The sequence below is a fragment of the Prauserella marina genome (genome assembly GCF_002240355.1).
GTDB lineage: Bacteria > Actinomycetota > Actinomycetes > Mycobacteriales > Pseudonocardiaceae > Prauserella_A > Prauserella_A marina.
Window position 1 is genome coordinate 1,042,501 of sequence record NZ_CP016353.1, and the last position, 18,075, is coordinate 1,060,575.

The 18,075-nt window shown below is 64.5% G+C and carries 14 protein-coding genes and 2 rRNA genes (1 of these 16 only partly in view); 10 read left to right on the forward strand and 6 right to left on the reverse strand.

The genetic code is table 11. The features are described 5' to 3' along the window. The 5 genes from BAY61_RS04695 to BAY61_RS04715 all read left to right on the forward strand — a co-directional run. A 23S ribosomal RNA gene (locus tag BAY61_RS04695) occupies positions 1-1,138 on the forward strand; it begins 1,999 nt to the left of the window's first position. 92 nt (positions 1,139-1,230) lie between these two features. Further along, positions 1,231-1,347: ribosomal RNA gene (gene rrf, locus BAY61_RS04700) — 5S ribosomal RNA — on the forward strand. Between the two features lie 184 nt (positions 1,348-1,531). Then, positions 1,532-2,281 (forward strand): type 1 glutamine amidotransferase, encoded by a 750-nt coding sequence (locus BAY61_RS04705; RefSeq protein ID WP_091810802.1) that lies wholly within the window; start codon positions 1,532-1,534, stop codon positions 2,279-2,281. A 116-nt stretch (positions 2,282-2,397) separates the two neighbouring features. Next, positions 2,398-5,370, forward strand: a complete 2,973-nt coding sequence (locus BAY61_RS04710) for a bifunctional [glutamine synthetase] adenylyltransferase/[glutamine synthetase]-adenylyl-L-tyrosine phosphorylase (RefSeq protein ID WP_091810792.1) — start codon at positions 2,398-2,400, stop codon at positions 5,368-5,370. A gap of 124 nt (positions 5,371-5,494) precedes the next feature. Beyond that, positions 5,495-5,926 carry an acyl-CoA thioesterase gene (locus BAY61_RS04715; protein WP_170140340.1) on the forward strand — a complete coding sequence of 144 codons (432 nt, stop codon included), beginning with the start codon at positions 5,495-5,497 and terminating at the stop codon, positions 5,924-5,926. A 97-nt stretch (positions 5,927-6,023) separates the two neighbouring features. Here BAY61_RS04715 and glnA read toward each other — a convergent pair whose 3' ends face one another. After that, a complete protein-coding gene (glnA, locus tag BAY61_RS04720) occupies positions 6,024-7,448 on the reverse strand; it encodes a type I glutamate--ammonia ligase (RefSeq protein WP_091810791.1) in 1,425 nt (474 codons plus the stop codon). 173 nt (positions 7,449-7,621) lie between these two features. Here glnA and BAY61_RS04725 point away from each other — a divergent pair, with 173 nt between their 5' ends. Beyond that, positions 7,622-8,107 (forward strand): RDD family protein, encoded by a 486-nt coding sequence (locus BAY61_RS04725; RefSeq protein WP_091810790.1) that lies wholly within the window; start codon positions 7,622-7,624, stop codon positions 8,105-8,107. Positions 8,108-8,113: 6 nt separating this feature from the next. Here BAY61_RS04725 and BAY61_RS04730 read toward each other — a convergent pair whose 3' ends face one another. Continuing rightward, entirely contained in the window at positions 8,114-9,070 is a 957-nt protein-coding gene (locus BAY61_RS04730) for a hypothetical protein (protein WP_091810800.1), read from the reverse strand. A gap of 118 nt (positions 9,071-9,188) precedes the next feature. Further along, positions 9,189-9,917: a DUF4191 domain-containing protein gene (locus BAY61_RS04735; protein WP_091810789.1), complete on the reverse strand. Its 729-nt coding sequence runs from the start codon at positions 9,915-9,917 to the stop codon at positions 9,189-9,191. A 66-nt stretch (positions 9,918-9,983) separates the two neighbouring features. Here BAY61_RS04735 and BAY61_RS04740 point away from each other — a divergent pair, with 66 nt between their 5' ends. The 4 genes from BAY61_RS04740 (at position 9,984) to BAY61_RS04755 (ending at position 14,222) form a co-directional block, all read left to right on the forward strand. After that, positions 9,984-12,071, forward strand: a complete 2,088-nt coding sequence (locus BAY61_RS04740; RefSeq protein ID WP_091810788.1) for an ATP-dependent DNA helicase UvrD2 — start codon at positions 9,984-9,986, stop codon at positions 12,069-12,071. Positions 12,072-12,257: 186 nt separating this feature from the next. Next, on the forward strand, positions 12,258-12,524 hold the full coding sequence (locus BAY61_RS04745) for a hypothetical protein (RefSeq protein ID WP_091810787.1): 267 nt from the start codon (positions 12,258-12,260) through the stop codon (positions 12,522-12,524). Between the two features lie 124 nt (positions 12,525-12,648). Beyond that, positions 12,649-13,020 (forward strand): WhiB family transcriptional regulator, encoded by a 372-nt coding sequence (locus BAY61_RS04750; RefSeq protein ID WP_091810786.1) that lies wholly within the window; start codon positions 12,649-12,651, stop codon positions 13,018-13,020. A 329-nt stretch (positions 13,021-13,349) separates the two neighbouring features. Further along, positions 13,350-14,222, forward strand: a complete 873-nt coding sequence (locus BAY61_RS04755; protein WP_091810799.1) for a class I SAM-dependent methyltransferase — start codon at positions 13,350-13,352, stop codon at positions 14,220-14,222. 182 nt (positions 14,223-14,404) lie between these two features. Here the strand turns inward: BAY61_RS04755 and BAY61_RS04765 are convergent, their stop codons facing one another. From BAY61_RS04765 to BAY61_RS04775, 3 genes are all read right to left on the reverse strand, one after another. Beyond that, positions 14,405-15,334, reverse strand: coding sequence for a type IV toxin-antitoxin system AbiEi family antitoxin domain-containing protein (locus BAY61_RS04765; RefSeq protein WP_091810784.1), 930 nt, complete (start codon positions 15,332-15,334; stop codon positions 14,405-14,407). A gap of 118 nt (positions 15,335-15,452) precedes the next feature. Further along, positions 15,453-16,799 carry an ABC1 kinase family protein gene (locus BAY61_RS04770; protein ID WP_091810783.1) on the reverse strand — a complete coding sequence of 449 codons (1,347 nt, stop codon included), beginning with the start codon at positions 16,797-16,799 and terminating at the stop codon, positions 15,453-15,455. Positions 16,800-16,877: 78 nt separating this feature from the next. After that, positions 16,878-17,906, reverse strand: a complete 1,029-nt coding sequence (locus tag BAY61_RS04775) for a hypothetical protein (protein ID WP_091810782.1) — start codon at positions 17,904-17,906, stop codon at positions 16,878-16,880. Positions 17,907-18,075: the final 169 nt, after the last annotated feature.

The following is an 18,075-nucleotide window of genomic DNA, read 5'->3' on the forward strand; positions in this document are numbered from 1 at the left end:
GACTGTTTACTAAAAACACAGGTCCATGCGAAGACGCAAGTCGAGGTATATGGACTGACGCCTGCCCGGTGCTGGAACGTTAAGAGGACCGGTTAACTCCTTTCGGGGGGTGAAGCTGAGAATTTAAGCGCCAGTAAACGGCGGTGGTAACTATAACCATCCTAAGGTAGCGAAATTCCTTGTCGGGTAAGTTCCGACCTGCACGAATGGCGTAACGACTTTCCGGCTGTCTCAACCACAGGCCCGGCGAAATTGCACTACGAGTAAAGATGCTCGTTTCGCGCGGCAGGACGGAAAGACCCCGGGACCTTTACTATAGCTTGGTATTGGTTTTCGGTTCGGCTTGTGTAGGATAGGTGGGAAACTGTGAAGCTGGCACGCTAGTGTTGGTGGAGTTAATCTTGAAATACCACTCTGGTCGAATGGGGAATCTAACTTCGGACCGTGATCCGGTTCAGGGACAGTGCCTGGTGGGTAGTTTAACTGGGGCGGTTGCCTCCCAAAGAGTAACGGAGGCGCCCAAAGGTTCCCTCAGCCTGGTTGGCAATCAGGTGTTGAGTGTAAGTGCACAAGGGAGCTTGACTGTGAGACTGACAGGTCGAGCAGGTACGAAAGTAGGGACTAGTGATCCGGCACCTCCTGGTGGAAGGGGTGTCGCTCAACGGATAAAAGGTACCCCGGGGATAACAGGCTGATCTTGCCCAAGAGTCCATATCGACGGCATGGTTTGGCACCTCGATGTCGGCTCGTCGCATCCTGGGGCCGGAGTAGGTCCCAAGGGTTGGGCTGTTCGCCCATTAAAGCGGCACGCGAGCTGGGTTTAGAACGTCGTGAGACAGTTCGGTCCCTATCCGCCGCGCGCGCAGGAGACTTGCGGAAGGCTGTCCCTAGTACGAGAGGACCGGGACGGACGAACCTCTGGTATGCCAGTTGTCACGCCAGTGGCATGGCTGGTTAGCTACGTTCGGAAGGGATAACCGCTGAAGGCATCTAAGCGGGAAGCCTGTTCCTAGATGAGGTCTCCCACCCCGTTGTGGGTTAAGGCTCCCAGTAGACCACTGGGTTGATAGGCCAGACATGGACGCGCAGTAATGTGTTATTGAGTGGACTGGTACTAATAGGCCGAGGACTTGCCCACAAAGCTGCTACGCACTCACTCTACGATTCTGAAACACCACACCCACCCCACCACAGTGGTGGAACCCGGGGTGTGTGTTTGTTTCATAGTGTTTCGGTGGTCATAGCGGTGGGGCCACGCCCGGTCCCATTCCGAACCCGGAAGCTAAGCCCACCAGCGCCGATGGTACTGCACCCGAAGGGGTGTGGGAGAGTAGGACACCGCCGAACAAAAATTGAGAAGAGGGCCGAGAATCGCTGAACAGCGATTCTCGGCCCTCTTTTTTTTGTCTTCGTTTCCTTGAAGAAGGCGTTCTTTCGGTGATCGTGTGTGAGTCTCCACGTCGCCGGTAAGAATGGCGGTCCGCGGATCGAGAATCGCGCTCCCGGACCCCGTAGGCTGGGTCGGGTGAGTATGCCGCGACTGCTGGTCATTCAGCCTGACGCCTCAGACCCTGTCGGACCGCTTGGTGAGTGGTTCGCCGAGGCGGGTGCGGAACTGGATGTGCGTCTACCGCCGATCGATGCCTTGCCTGCTGATCTTGCTGGCTACCAGGGACTGGTGTGTCTCGGGGGCGGGATGAACGCCGAGGATGATACGCGTTATCCGTGGCTGGCCGATGTACGGCGCCTGCTGAGGGAGGCCGTCGGCGCCAATCTGCCGACTCTCGGGGTGTGCCTCGGGGCGCAGCTTCTCACCGTCGCCACGGGAGGGAAGGTGGCTCCGGGCCAAGACGGCCCGGAGGCCGGCGCGAGTCTCGTCGCGAAGAAGGACGCGGCTTGGAAGGATCCGCTGTTCGCGGACCTGCCGTTGATGCAGGATGTGCTGCAATTCCACCAGGATGTCATCGACCGGCTCCCCGTGAGGGCAGAACTGCTGGCGTCGTCGCCCCGTTATCCGAATCAGGCTTACCGGTATGGCCGCTGTGGGTACGCACTCCAGTTCCATATAGAAACCACGCCCGATGTGGTCCGTGAGTGGGTCAAAAGTGCGCCGGACGTCGCGGCGAGCGCGTCCGAAGGCGCTTTCACCGACGAAAGACTGGCTGAGGCACATGCCGATATCGCCGAGACCTGGCAACCTTTCGCGGAGCGATTCGTCCGCCTCGCGGCAGGCGATATCGAACCGGCGACCGACCAGCCCCACACCCTCCCCTTGGTATGACCTCCCACCCTGCGAGCAAGGGAGCTTTGCTACCGCCACGCGGCAGCAAAGCTCCCTTGCTCACGCACGGCGGGTTTGGTGTGGCTGTCATGTCCAGCTGACTACGGTGGTGGGCGATGGTAGAGCGTGCACGACCGACCGCTTCGGCGGCGAGGTTCGGCTTCACCGACGAGCGAGCCGCCGCGGACCTGCGAATGCTCGGGTTCTGGGACGAAGCAGGACCCGTGCCCGGTTGCGAGCAGATACTGACGGCATTCTCCCGGGCGCCGGACCCGGATCTCGCACTGCGGGCTATCGACCGGATCAAGACTGCCGACGAGACCGGTTGGCCCGAGTTGTCTCGTGCCCTGCGAGCTGATCCCGTATTGCGTGCCCAACTGTTCGCCGTGCTGGGCACCTCGGGCGCACTGGCTGACTTTCTCGTCAACACACCGGAAGAATGGCGCAGGCTGACAGCGGGATCCGGCACCCCCAGCGATGAATACACCGCCGAACTCACTCAAGCGATGGCGCACGATGGCGCCTCCCTGACCGGCGCCGCGGCGGAACAAGCTCTCCGCAAGGCGTATCGCGGGTTGCTCCTGGAGATCGCCGCCGACGATCTCGCGCATACCGTCGACCCCGCTCTCGACCAGCCCTCCTACGCGCAAACGACAGGCGCGCTCACGCAGCTCGCCGATGCCGCGCTACGAGCCGGTCTTGGCGTCGCCGAACAGGAACTGCGCGGCCCGACAGGCGCCACTCTGGCCGTCATCGCGATGGGAAAATGCGGCGGCCGCGAACTGAATTACGTCAGCGACGTCGACGTCGTCTTCGTCGGCGAGGGTGACCTCCAGATCGCGACTCGGTTGGCCGCGGCGATGATGCGCATCGTCGGCAGAGCCTGTTTCGAGGTCGATGCCGCGTTACGCCCGGAGGGCAAAGCGGGCGCACTTGTTCGCACTCTTGAGGGCCACGAGGCCTATTACCAGAAATGGGCTCGTACGTGGGAGTTTCAAGCTCTGCTCAAGGCGAGACCAGTCGCAGGCGATGTCGAACTCGGCAACCGGTACACGGAACTTGTCGCCCCCATGGTCTGGTCGGCGTCCGCGCGAGAGAACTTCGTGACCGATGTCCAGCAGATGCGTCGCAGGGTCGAGCGCCACGTACCCGCTGACATCGCCGACCGAGAACTGAAACTCGGCCGCGGCGGCCTTCGCGACGTGGAGTTCGCCGTGCAGCTCCTACAGCTCGTGCACGGCCGCGTCGATACCGCGATTCGATCGGCTTCAACGATAGAAGCGTTGGAGGAGCTCGGAGCGGGCGGCTACGTGGGGCGGGCTGATGCTGTCGAACTTCGGGTGTCCTACGAGTTCCTTCGCACTCTCGAACACCGGTTGCAGCTACGGGGACTGCTGCGAACGCACCTGTTCCCCGAATTCGATGACAGCGCACAATTGCGCTGGCTCGCCAGGGCGAGCGGAGTGCGCCCACTACGCGGAAAATCCGAAGCCGCTCATCTCGTCGCGGAGTACCGCAGACACGTCCAGCGTGTTCGCCGATTGCACGAGAAGCTGTTCTACCGACCGCTGCTGGAAGCGGTAGCGAGAGTCCCCACCGCCGTCCTCCGGCTCACTACCGACCAGGCGAAGAGTCGGCTCCACGCCCTTGGCTATGCGGCGCCGGACGGCGCCTTGCAGCACATCCGGTCTCTTACCTCGGGCGTTTCCCGGCGCGCCGCGATTCAGCAGGCTTTACTGCCCATGCTGCTGGATCTCCTCGCCGATACACCTGACCCCGACGGCGGTCTCCTCGCCTACCGGCGAGTGTCGGAAGCGTTGGCCGATACCCCGTGGTATCTACGCGTTCTCCGTGACGAGGCCGCTGTCGTCGAACAGTTGGCGATGCTGCTGGGAACGTCGAAGCTCGTTCCCGATCTGCTTGTCAGGGCACCCGAGGTCCTGCACATGCTTGGCGAGTCCGAGCGGCTCACCGCGCGGACACCGGAAGAAGTGGCGACGTCGTTGCGGGCGGCGGCGCGGCGGCAGCCGGGGCTCAAAGCCGCCGTCACCGCGGCCAGATCGTTGCGACGGCATGAACTTCTTCGTGTCGCGTGTGCGGATCTGCTCGGCCTGCTGGATGTTCCCGCCGTGTGCGGCGCGCTGTCGTCGGTGTGGGCGGCTGTGTTGCAGAGCGCGTTGGCGGCGTCGATCCGGCAGAAGAGCGCTGACATCGGGAGCGAGCCCGCGAGGATCGCCGTCATCGGAATGGGACGTCTCGGCGGAGCCGAACTGGGCTACGGTTCTGATGCCGACGTGCTATTCGTGTGCGAGCGGGCCAACGGCGCCAGTGACAGTGAGGCGTTGAAGTTCGCCACGTCTGTCGCCGAAACGGTCCGGCAGGTACTCGGCGCCCCCTCACAGGATCCGGCACTGGAGGTCGACGCCAATCTGCGGCCTGAGGGGCGCAGCGGGCCGCTTGTCCGGACCTTCGATTCCTATCTCGCCTACTACTCGCGTTGGGGCGAGGTGTGGGAAGCGCAAGCGTTGTTGCGGGCGCGCTTTGTGGCAGGGGACGACGATCTGGGCGCCCGGTTCATCGCGGCCATAGGCCGTTTCCGATACCCCGAAGGCGGCCTCGACCCTTCCCGGATACGTGAAGTGCGGCGAATCAAGGCGCGAGTCGAGACAGAGCGCCTGCCGAGGGGCGCCGATCCGACGACCCACGCCAAACTCGGCAGGGGCGGGCTTGCGGACGTGGAATGGACGGTGCAACTCATGCAACTGCGCCATGCACACGAGGTTCCCGGGTTGCGAACGCCGTCCACACTGGCGGCGTTGCGTGCCACCGCCGAAGCGCGGCTCGCGGATGAGGCTGAAATCAACTCCCTGACGGAAGCGTGGTTGCTGGCAACGCGGGCTCGCAACGTCGCGATGCTCGTGCGCGGCAAGCCCGTCGATCAACTTCCGACCTCCGGGCGTGAATTGGCGGCCGCCGCCCGCATCTTCGGCTACTCGGCGGACGACGACCCTGGCGAGTTCCTCGACTCCTACCGCCGCACCACACGCCGCGCACACGCTGTCGTCGAGCGCCTCTTCTATGAGTCGTGACCGATAAACCCTCGACCGCCGCTACCTGGGCGAGAGCAAGGGAGCTTTGCTATCGCCGGACGGCAGCAAAGCTCCCTTGCTCCCGTTCGCGGAGGAGGAGTGGGCCGAACCTAAAGTGGGTCGTGTGACTGAGCATGAATCGTTTCGCGTCCAGCTCAAGGTGCGGCACTACGAGTTGGACAGCCTTGGACACCTGAACCACACCGTCTACCACGGCTATGCCGAGGTCGCCCGGGTCGAGCTCATGGAGCGTGCGGGAGCCCTGAAGGGCGGGTTGCAGGCGGCTCGGTTGGCGTCCGTCATGCTGGAATCGCACATCAGCTTTCGCCGGGAACTGCGCGCGGGCGACGCTGTCGACGTGACCTGCGAGGTCAAATTCGGTGACGGCAAGACCTTTCGGATGGACTCCAACATCTACAAGCTGGACGGCACGCTGTCAGCCGAAATCACGGCCACTCTCGGCCTGATGGATCTGGAACGCCGCAAACTCGTGGCGGAGCCACGTACCCGGCTTGAGGAAGCGGGGGTCGACGTCGACCTTCTGTCCGGCGCGTGAGGACGTCGTCCGCCGACAGCATGCTCACGAAAAGAAACGCCGGTGGCGAGGGCGTTTCCGCTCCTCGTCACCGGCGTCGCCTGACCGACGGTTCGGGTTACACGTCGTAGTAAAGCGCGAACTCGTAGGGGTGCGGACGCAACCGCAGCGGGTCGATCTCGTGCTCCCGCTTGTAACTGATCCACGTCTCGATCACATCGGGGGTGAAGACGCCCCCTTCGAGCAGGTAGTCGTGGTCGGCTTCAAGAGTGTCGAGCACGGATCCCAGATCGCCGGGGACCAGTTTGACGTTCTTCGCCTCCTCGGGAGGAAGCTCGTAGAGGTCCTTGTCGATGGGCTCGGCCGGCTCGATCTTGTTCTTGATTCCGTCGATACCGGCCATCATCATCGCGGCGAACGCCAAGTACGGGTTGCCCGACGAGTCGGGGCACCTGAACTCGATCCGCTTTGCCTTCGCGTTGCTGCCTGTGATCGGGATACGCACGCAGGCGGAGCGGTTGCGCTGCGAATAGACCAGGCTGACTGGAGCCTCGAAGCCGGGTACGAGCCGGTGATAGGAGTTTACCGTCGGGTTGGTGAATGCCAGCAGGCTCGGGGCGTGGGCAAGAATGCCGCCGATGTAGTGGCGGGCGGTGTCGGAAAGCCCCGCGTAACCCGACTCGTCGTAGAACAGCGGCACGCCGTCCTTCCACAACGACTGGTGGCAGTGCATACCGGAGCCGTTGTCGCCGAACAGCGGCTTGGGCATGAAAGTGGACGTCTTGCCGGCCGCGAAGGACACGTTTTTCACGATGTACTTGAACAACTGCAGGTCGTCGGCGGCGTGCAGCAGCGTGTTGAACTTGTAGTTGATCTCTGCCTGGCCGGCCGTGCCGACTTCGTGGTGAGCACGCTCGATCTCGAAGCCGGAGGCGGCGAGCGTGTTCACGATGTCGTCGCGCAGATCGGCGAAGTGGTCGACCGGCGGAACAGGGAAGTAGCCGCCCTTGTACTTGGTCTTGTAGCCCTTGTTGCCGCCTTCTTCTTCACGTCCGGTGTTCCACCAGCCTTCGACCGAGTCGATTTCGTGGAACGAGCCGTGCTCGGTCGAGTCGAAACGAATCGAGTCGAAGGTGTAGAACTCGGCTTCGGGGCCGAAGAACACCGTGTCGGCGATGCCGGACTCGGCGATGTACTGCTCGGCTTTGCGCGCGATGTTTCGTGGGTCGCGGCTGTACGCCTCACGCGTGAACGGGTCGTGCACGAAGAAGTTGATCGACACCGTCTTGCTCTTGCGGAACGGGTCGATGCGAGCCGTAGCGGCGTCGGGCAGCAGCAGCATGTCGGATTCGTGAATCGACTGGAAGCCGCGAACCGACGAGCCGTCGAATGCAAGACCTTCCTCGAAGGCGTCCGCGTCGAAAGCCTTTGCGGGGACCGTGAAGTGCTGCATGACACCCGGCAGGTCACAGAACCTCACGTCGACAAATTGCACATCCTCGTCTGCGATGAGACGCAGGACATCGTCTGGAGTAGTGGACACCCTCGGTGACTCCTTCACGTTCGTTGCCGGCGGCAGTACTCTCTTCGGCTAACGCTAAAAGCGTGGTGTTGCCCGACCGTCACCCGTATGTTTCGCCGATGTTAACGGGTTGGCGGATATCGGATTAGGAGGCCGGGCGGGCCTTGATTCCGTCGCCCGCCTACCCTGGACGAGTGGCAAGATGGACTGGTGAGTGGCTTTCGTCGCTTTCCGCCGGTGGATACGCCGGCGATCAAGAACCGCCTCGGTGGCCAGGTGAACACTTAGGGTTACCGCAGGACGGAATCGGTGCCGTCGCGGGCAGTGGGCGACGCTTCGTCGCGCTTCTCGCCGATCTGATTGTCGCGTCTCTGCTGACCTCCATTTTCATTCGCCCTGACTACGAGAATTTGGCCCGTATGCAGGAATACAACCTGTGGTCTCTCGCGGTGTGGGCCTTTATCACGATAGTTCCCGCGGCGATCGCCGGTTTCACGCCCGGAATGGCTATGTTCGGCCTCCGCGTCGCGAGGCTCGATGGAGCGAAATTGGTGGGCGCATGGCGAGCTGTCGTGCGCACAATTCTGACGTTTCTCATCATTCCAGCCGCCGTGCGCAATGCTGACAATCGCGGCTGGCACGATCGGCTGACCAACACCGTCGTCGTCCAAATGCGCTGACCTGGGCTACGTGTCCGGATCGTTCCTCGCCGCGGGTGGCGGTCGGCTGGTAGGCCTGTCGAACGCTTGGCGCAGGTCGCCGAGGACCGCGTCCGGATTCCGGAGAAGCCGAGCCGGGCGGGTCTGGACTACGACGATGCCGGCTGAGGTGAACCGTGCGAGCCTGCTGGTCGTCGCCTGGTAGCCGGCGCTGGTGAGATGGAAATCGGGCGAATCGACTTCCCAAGCCAGTCCGACGTTCGGCCAGAACGCCTGGGCGGTCCCGAGGACCGCGCCGGTGTCATCGCGGACCTCCGCGTTCCATTCAGGAGCGGGCAGACCACCACGCTTGACCGCACGCGCCGCCCACGAGTCGGCGGCCGCGCGAACGCCACGCTCCATTTCGCTGATCACGATCTTCGGAAGTGCCGACCCGATCGTGGAGCCCTGGTCGAGTTCACGCCGCAGTTCGGCAGGAGTGCACAGACGACGTTGGACCGCGTCGGCGATCATCTCCCGGATGGCGCGGAGACTGTCCATGCGCCTCGCCGCGTCGACCAGCGCCCGGGCCAGCGGCGCCACGGGCACACCGTTGATGGCCACCGGGTCGGGGAGGTGGATTGTGCGCTCGATCGTCGCGAACCCGCGGCTGGCTACTCGGCGTTCGTGGGGGATGAGAACGTGCACCCGGGTATCGGGTGGGAGGCGAACGATGCCGTGGAGGCGAGCGGCCGCGACACCGGTGAGCATGCCGTTCCGCCCCGCGTGGGTGAGTGCGGCCCAGTTGCGTTGGTGGCGAGTGGGAGCGTTGTTGGCGAGAACGACAACCCCGGGAATGGGGCGGCGCCATGGGCCGCCGGGGCGGCAGAGGCGGGAAATGGCGGCGTGCGACATGCCGAGCGCGACGAGCGTCGCCCGTGGCGCGACGCCCCCGGGGAATCGTTCGCGCAGGTTGGCATGGTCGAGCAAGGGTCTTCGAGTCACCCGCACATCATGCGAGCGACCACCGACAGTTTTCGGGCCATCGCAGTGAGCAAGGGAGCTTTGCTGCCGGCGGACGGCAGCAAAGCTCCCTTGCTCACGGTTGGAGGCGGGAGGTGAGTCAGCGGCGACGGATCGTGCGCTGGACGTTGCGCATCTTGGCGCCTTGGGGCATGGGGCCCTTCGGCATGGCCGCGCCGCGGGTGCCCAGGGCCGAGAGCTTGGCTTCCAGCGCGTCGACCTGCTTGGGCTTGAGGTTTCGCGGCAGCTTCATCATGTAGTTCTGTAGCTTCCGCAACGGAACCTGACCCTCGTCATTACCCACGGTGAGGTCGTAGATCGGGGTCTCGCCGATGAGCCGCGAGATTCGCTTCTTCTCCTGGGCCAGCAGGTTCTTCACGCGATGCGGAGCGCCTTCGGCGACGAGAATGACACCGGGCCCGCCGAGAACCCGGTGCACTGCATCCAGTTGAGTGGTCGCGGCGACTGTCTGCGTCACCCTCCAGCGGCCACGAAGGTTGTCCAGCGCCCACGCCGCGGCTCCCGGCTGACCGTCGGCTTTGCTGAACACCGTCTTCTGCACTCGCCGTCCGAAGATGATCACGGCGGCGAGCAGGCCGAGCATGATGCCGATCGGCAACAACAACCACGGAATGTTGATCAGCCAGCCGAGTGCGAACACCGCACCACCGACGACCAGGAACGACCCCAGCATCCACGGGATCAGCGCCTTGTCTTCCTTGCGCTGCATCTTGAACGCCTGAAAGATCTGCCCACGCTTCGCCTTGCCAGCCGCGCGCTTTTCTTTCTTGGCCTGCTTGGCAGCCTCTTTGTCCAGCTTCTCCGCCATAATTAACCAGGATACGGGCGGCCAGGCGAGCGTGGCTCCGTCGGCCCCCTCTGCGAGGATGCGGCAGTGGGAAGTGTGCTTGCGTCAAACCGTCGTGCAGACCTCCTCGAAGGTCTCGATCCGGAACAACGCGCCGCCGCCTGCGCACCTCGGGGGCCCGTATGCGTGCTCGCTGGCGCGGGCACCGGCAAGACGAGAACCATCACTCATCGCATCGCTTACCTGGTCAACACCGGCCACGTCGCGGCAGGCCAGGTTCTCGCGGTCACCTTCACCGCGCGGGCGGCTGGTGAACTGCGATCCCGGCTGCGGCCACTCGGCGTCGACGCCGCACAGGCCCGCACCTTTCACGCCGCGGCGCTGCGACAACTCCGGTACTTCTGGCCACGGGTCGTCGGCGACCGGCAATGGGACCTCATCGAAGGGAACAAGCTCCGCCTGGTCGGCCAAGCCGCTCACCGGCTCGGTCTGCCGACCGAGTTCGAAGTGCTCCGCGATCTCGCCAGTGAGATCGAATGGGCGAAGGCGTCCCTCATCAGCCCCGACGACTACCCGGCAACGGTGGCGCGCCTCAGCAGGGACATCCCCGAGTCCGCCGAGCGGCTCGCCGAGCTCTATCGCGGATACGAGCGGATCAAGAACGAAGCCCAGCTCCTCGACTTCGACGACCTCCTTCTGCACACCACCGCCGCACTTGAGGAGCACAGGGGAGTCGCCGAGGAATTCCGCGACCGGTACCGCTGCTTCGTCGTCGACGAGTACCAGGACGTCACACCGTCCCAGCAGCGGCTCCTCGACGCGTGGCTCGGTGGCAGGGACGACCTGACCGTCGTCGGCGACGCCAACCAGACGATCTACTCCTTCGGTGGCGCGTCACCGCGTCCGCTGCTGGATTTCACGCGCCGCTTCCCCCACGCCACCGTGGTACGCCTTGAGCGGGACTACCGGTCAACCCCACAGGTCGTCGAACTGGCCAACAAGGTCATCGGCGCGGCGAGAGGCAGGCCCGCGGGCTCAAGGCTCAGCCTCATCGGGCAGCGCGCGGACGGGCCACCACCTCGCTTCGCCGAATACGACGACGAGGTCGCCGAGGCCAACGCGGCCGCGGGCCGGATCAGGGAACTGCTCGACACCGGGGTCGCCGCGAGTGAGATCGCCGTGCTCTACCGGATCAACGCGCAGTCCGAGGTTTACGAACAAGCCCTGTCCGAGGCCGAGATTCCCTACTTGGTGAAGGGCGGTGAGCGATTCTTCGCCCGCAGAGAAGTAAGGCAAGCCGTCGCGGCGTTGCGTACCGCGGCCGCGGGGGATCCGGGAGGCGACCTGGTGATCCTTGTACGGAAGGTGCTGGCAACGGTCGGCTTGACCGAACAGCCTCCGCCAGGTGGCGCCGCGAAGGAACGCTGGGATGCGCTGCTTGCCCTCGTCGAGCTCGCCGAAGAACTCGCGACGGCCGTGGAGGGTGCGACTCTGGCCAAGTACGTGTCCGAGCTCGACCAGCGGGCGGCCGCCCAGCATCCGCCCACGGTCGAGGGAGTCACCCTGGCGTCGTTGCACGCGGCGAAGGGCCTCGAATGGGACGCGGTGTTCCTCGTCGGGCTCGCCGAGGGAACCATGCCGATCCTGCACGCCGACGGTGACGACGAGGCCATCGAGGAGGAACGACGGCTCTTCTATGTCGGCGTCACCCGCGCGCGGGAGTACCTCTCGTTGAGCTGGGCGCTCTCCCGGAATCCCGGCGGCAGGCGCAATCGCAGGCGAAGCCGGTTCCTGTACGGCCTCGTCCCCGAGGGACACCCCGCCGCGCGCGTCGCTCGCGCCAAGGCCACCTCGACCGGGCCCAAAGTGCGATGCAGAGTGTGTGGCTGCGCGCTCATCGCGACGATGGACATCAAGCTCGGCCGGTGCGGGAAGTGCCCAGCCGACGTGGATGAGGACTTGCTGACGCGGCTCAAGGAGTGGCGGGTCGAGCGGGCGCGCGAACTCAAGGTCCCCGCGTTCGTCGTATTCACCGACGCCACGCTCGTCGCGATCGCCGAGCAGCGGCCCACTGACGACAGCGCGCTCGTCTCGATATCGGGCATCGGCGCGACCAAACTCGACCGGTTCGGAGCGGAGATCCTTGCCGTGGTCAAAGCCAGCGACGCTGAGTAGTCGCCCAGTGTGTCTCAGTAGGGATAGTCGCAGGTCAGCTCGGTTCTTTCCCCGCTAGGGGGAAACTTCGGGAAAATCAGTTGCCCCGCCAGGGGGCAGGAGAATAGCCTGCAATCCTGGGTGGAAAACTTGTTGAGGTCGCCGCGGCTGCGGCGGACCCACGGACGGAGTGAGGAGGTGTCAAGCATGGAGATCACCAAGCAGATCGGCAACGCTGGCACCTCGCTGTCCGCGACCGCTGGGACGGTCATGATCGCGCGTCGGCGCTTCGGCATGCCGCACGCCGGTTACGTCAAGGCTGAGGCCCACGCCCGTGGCGTGGATGTCATCGCGGCCGATAAGGCCGCCGGTGTTGCTGAAAGGGCCGAGAACCGTGTGTTCGGCCCGATCTTCGCCCTGCCGACCCTGAAGCAGTACTGGGTTCCGTTGTGCCCAAGTGAGAGATGCCCATGACAGCCCCGTCAAGGGTAAAGGCTCACGAAGGCCGCGGAACCGTACATCGGATCCGCGGCCTTCTTGCTGTTTCGGGCACGTTTTAGTTCCGAAGAAACCCTTACAACACAAAGGAGAACGGGAAATGCCATCGGCAACCGCCTTCGCGTCAGAGGAGGCGCTAACCGAGGAGTTGGCCGGAAGCACAGGCGTCGCTGAACTACTCGACGCCGCCGTGTCGTCTCCGGCCTTCACCCTGCCCTGCCAATCGGGTGACGCGGACCTGTGGTTCGCGGACACTCCCGCGGAGCTCGAAAGGGCAAAGCTGCTCTGCGGCGACTGTCCGGTCCGAGCGGCTTGCCTCGCGGGAGCACAGGCCCGACGTGAGCCCTGGGGAGTATGGGGCGGCGAGATCTTCGAAAGGGGAGTCATCGTGGCACGGAAGCGGCCGCGGGGACGGCCCAGGAAGAACCCCGTCGTCGAACAATCCCAGGCAACGCAACGGAGTGCGGCATGACCAGCACCGAATTTCATGAGATCCCCATGGGCGCCGACGAGCACACAGCGCCCTGCCGGCCGAGTTTCGCGCCGAACATGACCAAGGAGATGACCCGAATGTTGCTTCATGAAGAGCTGGCGAGAGCCCGAATACGTGAGTTCCACCAGATAGTCGAGGAACAGCAGACAGTACGGTTCGCCAGAGCCGCACGTCGCTGGGACCGGGTGTCCAGGTGGGCGGCGAGACGTTCTCGACGTTACCGCCGATAGACCGCGCCACGGGTGGGAAGCGCCGGGGAGGTCGCTTCCCACCCGCGGATGTCCGCCCTGATGGTGTTGAATGTTCTCGTGTCCGCGCATACACACGACGACATCGACTGGGGCGCTCGGCTGAAAGCTATGCGCAGGCTCGACTTGCTTGAGCGAGATGTTCTCGCATCGGTGGCGAGCCGTCTTACCTCGGACTTGCCCGAGCAGCCGACAGTCGTCGACGTCGGTTCTGGTTCCGGGGGCATGAGCGCCGCCATCGCGGCTGAGCTTCAACAACGAGGCGGTGGCGTCCTCGTCCTTGTCGACGCGGTCGACGAACTCCTGGTGGCGGCGCACGAGGCCGCAGCTGTCGCGGGTGGACCCACCGTGCGGGTACAGACCATTACGGTGGACGTGGGAGCCGAGGAGTTGCGTGCGCTGGCTCCGTCGGCCGACCTGATCTGGGCCTCCGCGGTGATCCATCACCTACCGGACCAACAGGGAGCGATCGACCGGCTGGCAGCGGGTCTTCGCTCAGGTGGCGTGCTCGCGGTGGCCGAAGGCGGCCTCGACCCTCGTTGCCTGCCTTGGGATCTCGGTGTCGGTGAACCTGGACTGGAGCTTCGTCTCAACGCCGTCCGCGACCGGTGGTTCGAACAACTTCGTGCCACGATGCCCGAGGTGGTGTCCATGCCGTATGGATGGACGACGGCTTTGCGGCGGGCCGAACTCCGCGATGTCAATGCGTTCAGTTACCTCCTCGACTGGCCTGCTCCCACGAACCCTACGGTTCGTGAGTACGTGCTGGAACGGATCGAGTGGCTGGCCGAGATGGCCGCCGACCACATCAGCGAGCCGGATCGAGACACATTGCGGCGGGTGCTCGATCCCCAGGCGCCCGAGTTCCTCGGAGCCCGCGACGACCTGTACGTGCTGATGGCCAGAACGGTGTTTCTAGGGCGGCGAGCGTGAACGACGGTTCTGCCGTCGCCTGCTCCGAGTGCGCGACACGGCGGGACATTCAAGACACCGTGGCTTCGATGTCGTGGGTACGCGAGCAAGCGCAAGGACAGGCTCGTTGGCTGTGTCCAGCTTGCGCGCGAACTCACATCCGTGACATCGAAGGCAAACTCGCTCGCGAACACTGGCGCTAGTCATGCCGCCGTCTCGGCGATCTCGCACCGCACATGTGGACGTGGCCGGATCGTGGCCCTGCTGAACGCACTGGTCAGCTCGAGGATGACCGTACGCCGCTCGGTACGAAGCCGGTGCGCCGACGTGCGCACGACGATGACCCCGGCCGCCGTCAACGCCAACCGAGTGTCTGGCTTCTCGTCTGCGGGGCTCAGTTGCCACCCCATGCCCACCTCGTCCCACCACGCGTCGACCTGGCCGATCGGCTTGCCCAGCCGGTCGCACACCGTGATGTTCCACCGGGGCGGCGGCAGCGGAGCTTCCGTCAGTGTCTGCCTGGCCATGCCATGTACACCGGTATCCGCCTGCTCTCCGATGTTGCGTAGCTCGGCACGTACCGCGGACGAACCACGCTGGTTGCCTGCGTCCAATTCGTCCCCGAGTTGATCCAGGGTGCACAACCCGTAGTACACGGGCAACGTCAACAAGTCGCGCAGCAGATCAGGATCGTGTTCGCGGCGAGCGGCATCGAGCGCGGCTCGTTCTGGTGGCGCGTAAGGAAGTCCGTCGATCCAGACCGGATCTGGTGGTCGTGATGTTCGTTCCAGCAGCAGGAACTCCGGTGGCAGGACTCGTCTCCTTGCCGGAACCAGTACGTGAACGGTCGGCGGTCGTGGCAGGTCGAGACCATGCGCCACCAGGGCGTCGACGCCCGAGATGACACCGTCTCCACGAAGATACGCGGTGGCAGCGCGTTCCATCTGCCGCCGCGTCGGTTCGCCGGGAGCAGTGAGAACGATTCCAGGCAGAAGCCGTCGCCACGGTCCTTCGGGGCGGCATCGCGCCGTGATCGCACGTTCGGAAAGGCCGCCGGCGCGAAGCTCGGTTACCGAGATGATGTTGTCGATGGCCGTCGGGATGGTCCGCGGCACCAGATGTGTTGTCGTCACGAATTCGAGCGTGACCGAAATCTTCGCGGAGCGGGAGTAGGTACGCGAAATGTGGATAAATCAGTGCAGCGAGTGGTGACTTTGCGGCAATCGAGCCAAAACTGTGGATAACTCGGCCTCAGGGCGCGAATCCCGGTTGCCAATGCGCAACAATGGAGCGCAGAGCCAATTCGGCATCAAGCTGGCACAGAATGCCGATGGCCCCAGCAGTAACCCGGTGGATCTGCAACCAGTGCGGCGGCAGGTTGAGCGATCGTCCGGTACGGAAGTCCTGGCCGCGAATATCGCCCATGCGCAGGGCCTGTTTCTGGGCCCAGCGGCGAGTGAAGTGAAACCGTTCCTCGGTGAGCGGTGAGACCAGTGGAAGGAGGTATGCGTAGACGTCCTCGGCATCTATCTCGGTTCCGGGGCGGACGAAACCTTCGGTGCGCAAGACGTCGAGCAGCTCAGTCGACCGGCCTTCGAGAGCCAGCCGCATGATCACGCCCAGCGTGGGTGGCGCGCCATCGGGCAGATGTGCGGTGGCTCCGAAGTCGATGACGCAGATACGCCCGTCGTCGAGGATCATGAAGTTACCGGGATGAGGGTCGGCATGAAGTAGATGTGCACGCGTGGGCGAGGAGTAGTGGAACTCGGCCAGAAGCCGGCCTGCCTCGTTGCGTTGCTCCGTGGTGCCATCGGCGATGATCAGGGAGAGGGGAGTGCCGGAAACCCATTCCGTCACAACGACTTTGGGTGCGCTTGCCACGACCTTGGGAATCAGCACGTCGTCGTCGCCGTCGAATGCCTTGACGAAGGCGCGCTGGTTGTTCGCCTCCGTGCGGTAGTCGAGTTCCTCGTCCATCCTGGTCGCGAGTTCGGCCAGCAACGGCTTGACCTCAGCGCCAGGAGCCAGTGCTTGGAACAGCCTGCTGAAGCGCTGGAGTTGCCGCAGGTCGCTGCGAAGTGCCTCATCGGCGCCGGGGTACTGGACCTTGACCGCGACTTCCCGGCCGTCGTGCCACACGGCGCGGTGGACCTGGCCGATGCTGGCCGAAGCCGCGGGGGTGTCGTCAAACTCGGCGAACCGCCGGTGCCACGTCTTGCCGAGCTGTTCGGCAAGCACCCGGTGTGTCTGCCGGGTGGCCATGGGTGGCGCCGCGGCCTGTAGCTTGGTGAGCGCCTCGCGATAGGGAGCGGCCAGCTCGTCCGGTACAGCTGCCTCGAAGACGCTCAAAGCCTGGCCGAATTTCATGGCCCCGCCTTTGAGCGTGCCCAGGACTTCGAAGAGCTGTTCCGCGGCTTTGGCCGACAGCGCGGCGTTGACTTCCTCCGCGCTGTGCCCGGTCAACCGGCGGCCCCAGCCGCCGACGGCACGGCCGGCCATGCCGAGCGGAAGACTGGCCAGCTTGGCTGTCCGCGCGGCGGTCCGGCGTGGCATTACGGCGTCAGCCCGGTCGTCGGTGGAGTCGCGGAAGTCGGTCACACGGCGATTCTGCCTTGTCGATCACTTCTTCCGCAGCCGATTGTGAGCGTAGAGGACTGTTACGTAGGTCGTCGTAGTTCAGCGCGCGCCGCAGCCGCAGTGCGGGTGAGGGATCCAGTCTCTGCGCATCATCGTGCCCGCGTGGCAGTTGATCTCCAGGGTGCCGTTCCAGCTTGGCGGAGGGTCGTCTTCGGGGAACAGGATGCGCAGTGCTTGCCCGGCGGCGAGTGCGGCCGCCGCGTACACGTCGCTCAGATCGGCCCGCTGGTAGCGGCCGGCGAGTTGCCCGGCGACTCTCGGCCAGCAGGCGTCCAGCGATGTGCGGTGCAGGTCGGCGCAACGCAGGCAACTACTTCGGCCGGGCAGTACCAGCGGGCCGACGATGCCGATACCGTCCCGCACCTTGACGACGAGGTGCGGGATGCCATCCGACATGAGTTCGCTGACGACCTCGGGAGCGGGTACCACGGCGTCGGTCAGTACGACGAGGTCGGGAAGCTGGTTCTTTCTCAGCCGCCCCGTTCTGACGCGGGGGTTCGCTCTGCGCGCGGTGTCGGCGATCGCCTGCCTGCGCGACATGCCGACGTGCCGGTCGGTGAAGCCGGAACCGAGGTCGTCGGGCGTGACATGACCTCTCGCCTCGGCGTCGATGTGCCCGACGCCCGCCGTGGCGAGCTGTGTGGTGACGGCCGCGGCCAGCCTGCCGCCGCCATGCACGACCACGGCGCAGTGAGCTCGCTGGGCCACGGTGTCGCGCCGTTTCCTGCCCACAGCCAAGGACCACAGATCGGGTTCGTCGTTGCGGGAGTGCGACTGTGAGGACGGCTCCGCTTCCTCGATCAAACCGCGCCGGGTAAGGCCGGTGAGCAATTCCCTGAGACGTTCCGCGTGTTCGCTCTTGGCGAGCGTAAGTAGCGATTTGGTGCTCCGGGTGCCGTCGAGGTTGCGCAGGATGTCCATGAGGATCGGCGGTAAGCCCGGCGCTCTGACGGCATGCCGAGGATCGAGACCGAACTGGAGTTCGTCGGCCTGCCGTTCGAGAACGTCGAGGCCGGGGAGAATCCGTGGCCGTCGTGGAATGATCACGTCGCGTAGCGAATCAGTCATGTTGCTAAGGGTGACAATTATTTGCTCAGCGTGCACCCAGAATGCAAAGACTTGTCCACAAGCGAACCTTTCTGTGGACAACCATATTGATGTGACGTTGCAGCCATCCGAGATGTCGGTCCCTGCCCTTACGGTGGTTGGGTGGCCGAAGCACGGGTTCCCTCATTGA

What these genes read in the sequence shown, in the direction of transcription:
- BAY61_RS04705 (WP_091810802.1), top strand. Translation starts at nt 1,532, where the DNA reads ATGCCGCGACTGCTGGTCATTCAGCCTGACGCCTCAGACCCTGTCGGA.
- BAY61_RS04710 (WP_091810792.1), top strand. Translation starts at nt 2,398, where the DNA reads ATGGTAGAGCGTGCACGACCGACCGCTTCGGCGGCGAGGTTCGGCTTC.
- BAY61_RS04735 (WP_091810789.1), bottom strand. Translation starts at nt 9,917, where the DNA reads ATGGCGGAGAAGCTGGACAAAGAGGCTGCCAAGCAGGCCAAGAAAGAA.
- BAY61_RS04745 (WP_091810787.1), top strand. Translation starts at nt 12,258, where the DNA reads ATGGAGATCACCAAGCAGATCGGCAACGCTGGCACCTCGCTGTCCGCG.
- BAY61_RS04750 (WP_091810786.1), top strand. Translation starts at nt 12,649, where the DNA reads ATGCCATCGGCAACCGCCTTCGCGTCAGAGGAGGCGCTAACCGAGGAG.
- BAY61_RS04775 (WP_091810782.1), bottom strand. Translation starts at nt 17,906, where the DNA reads ATGACTGATTCGCTACGCGACGTGATCATTCCACGACGGCCACGGATT.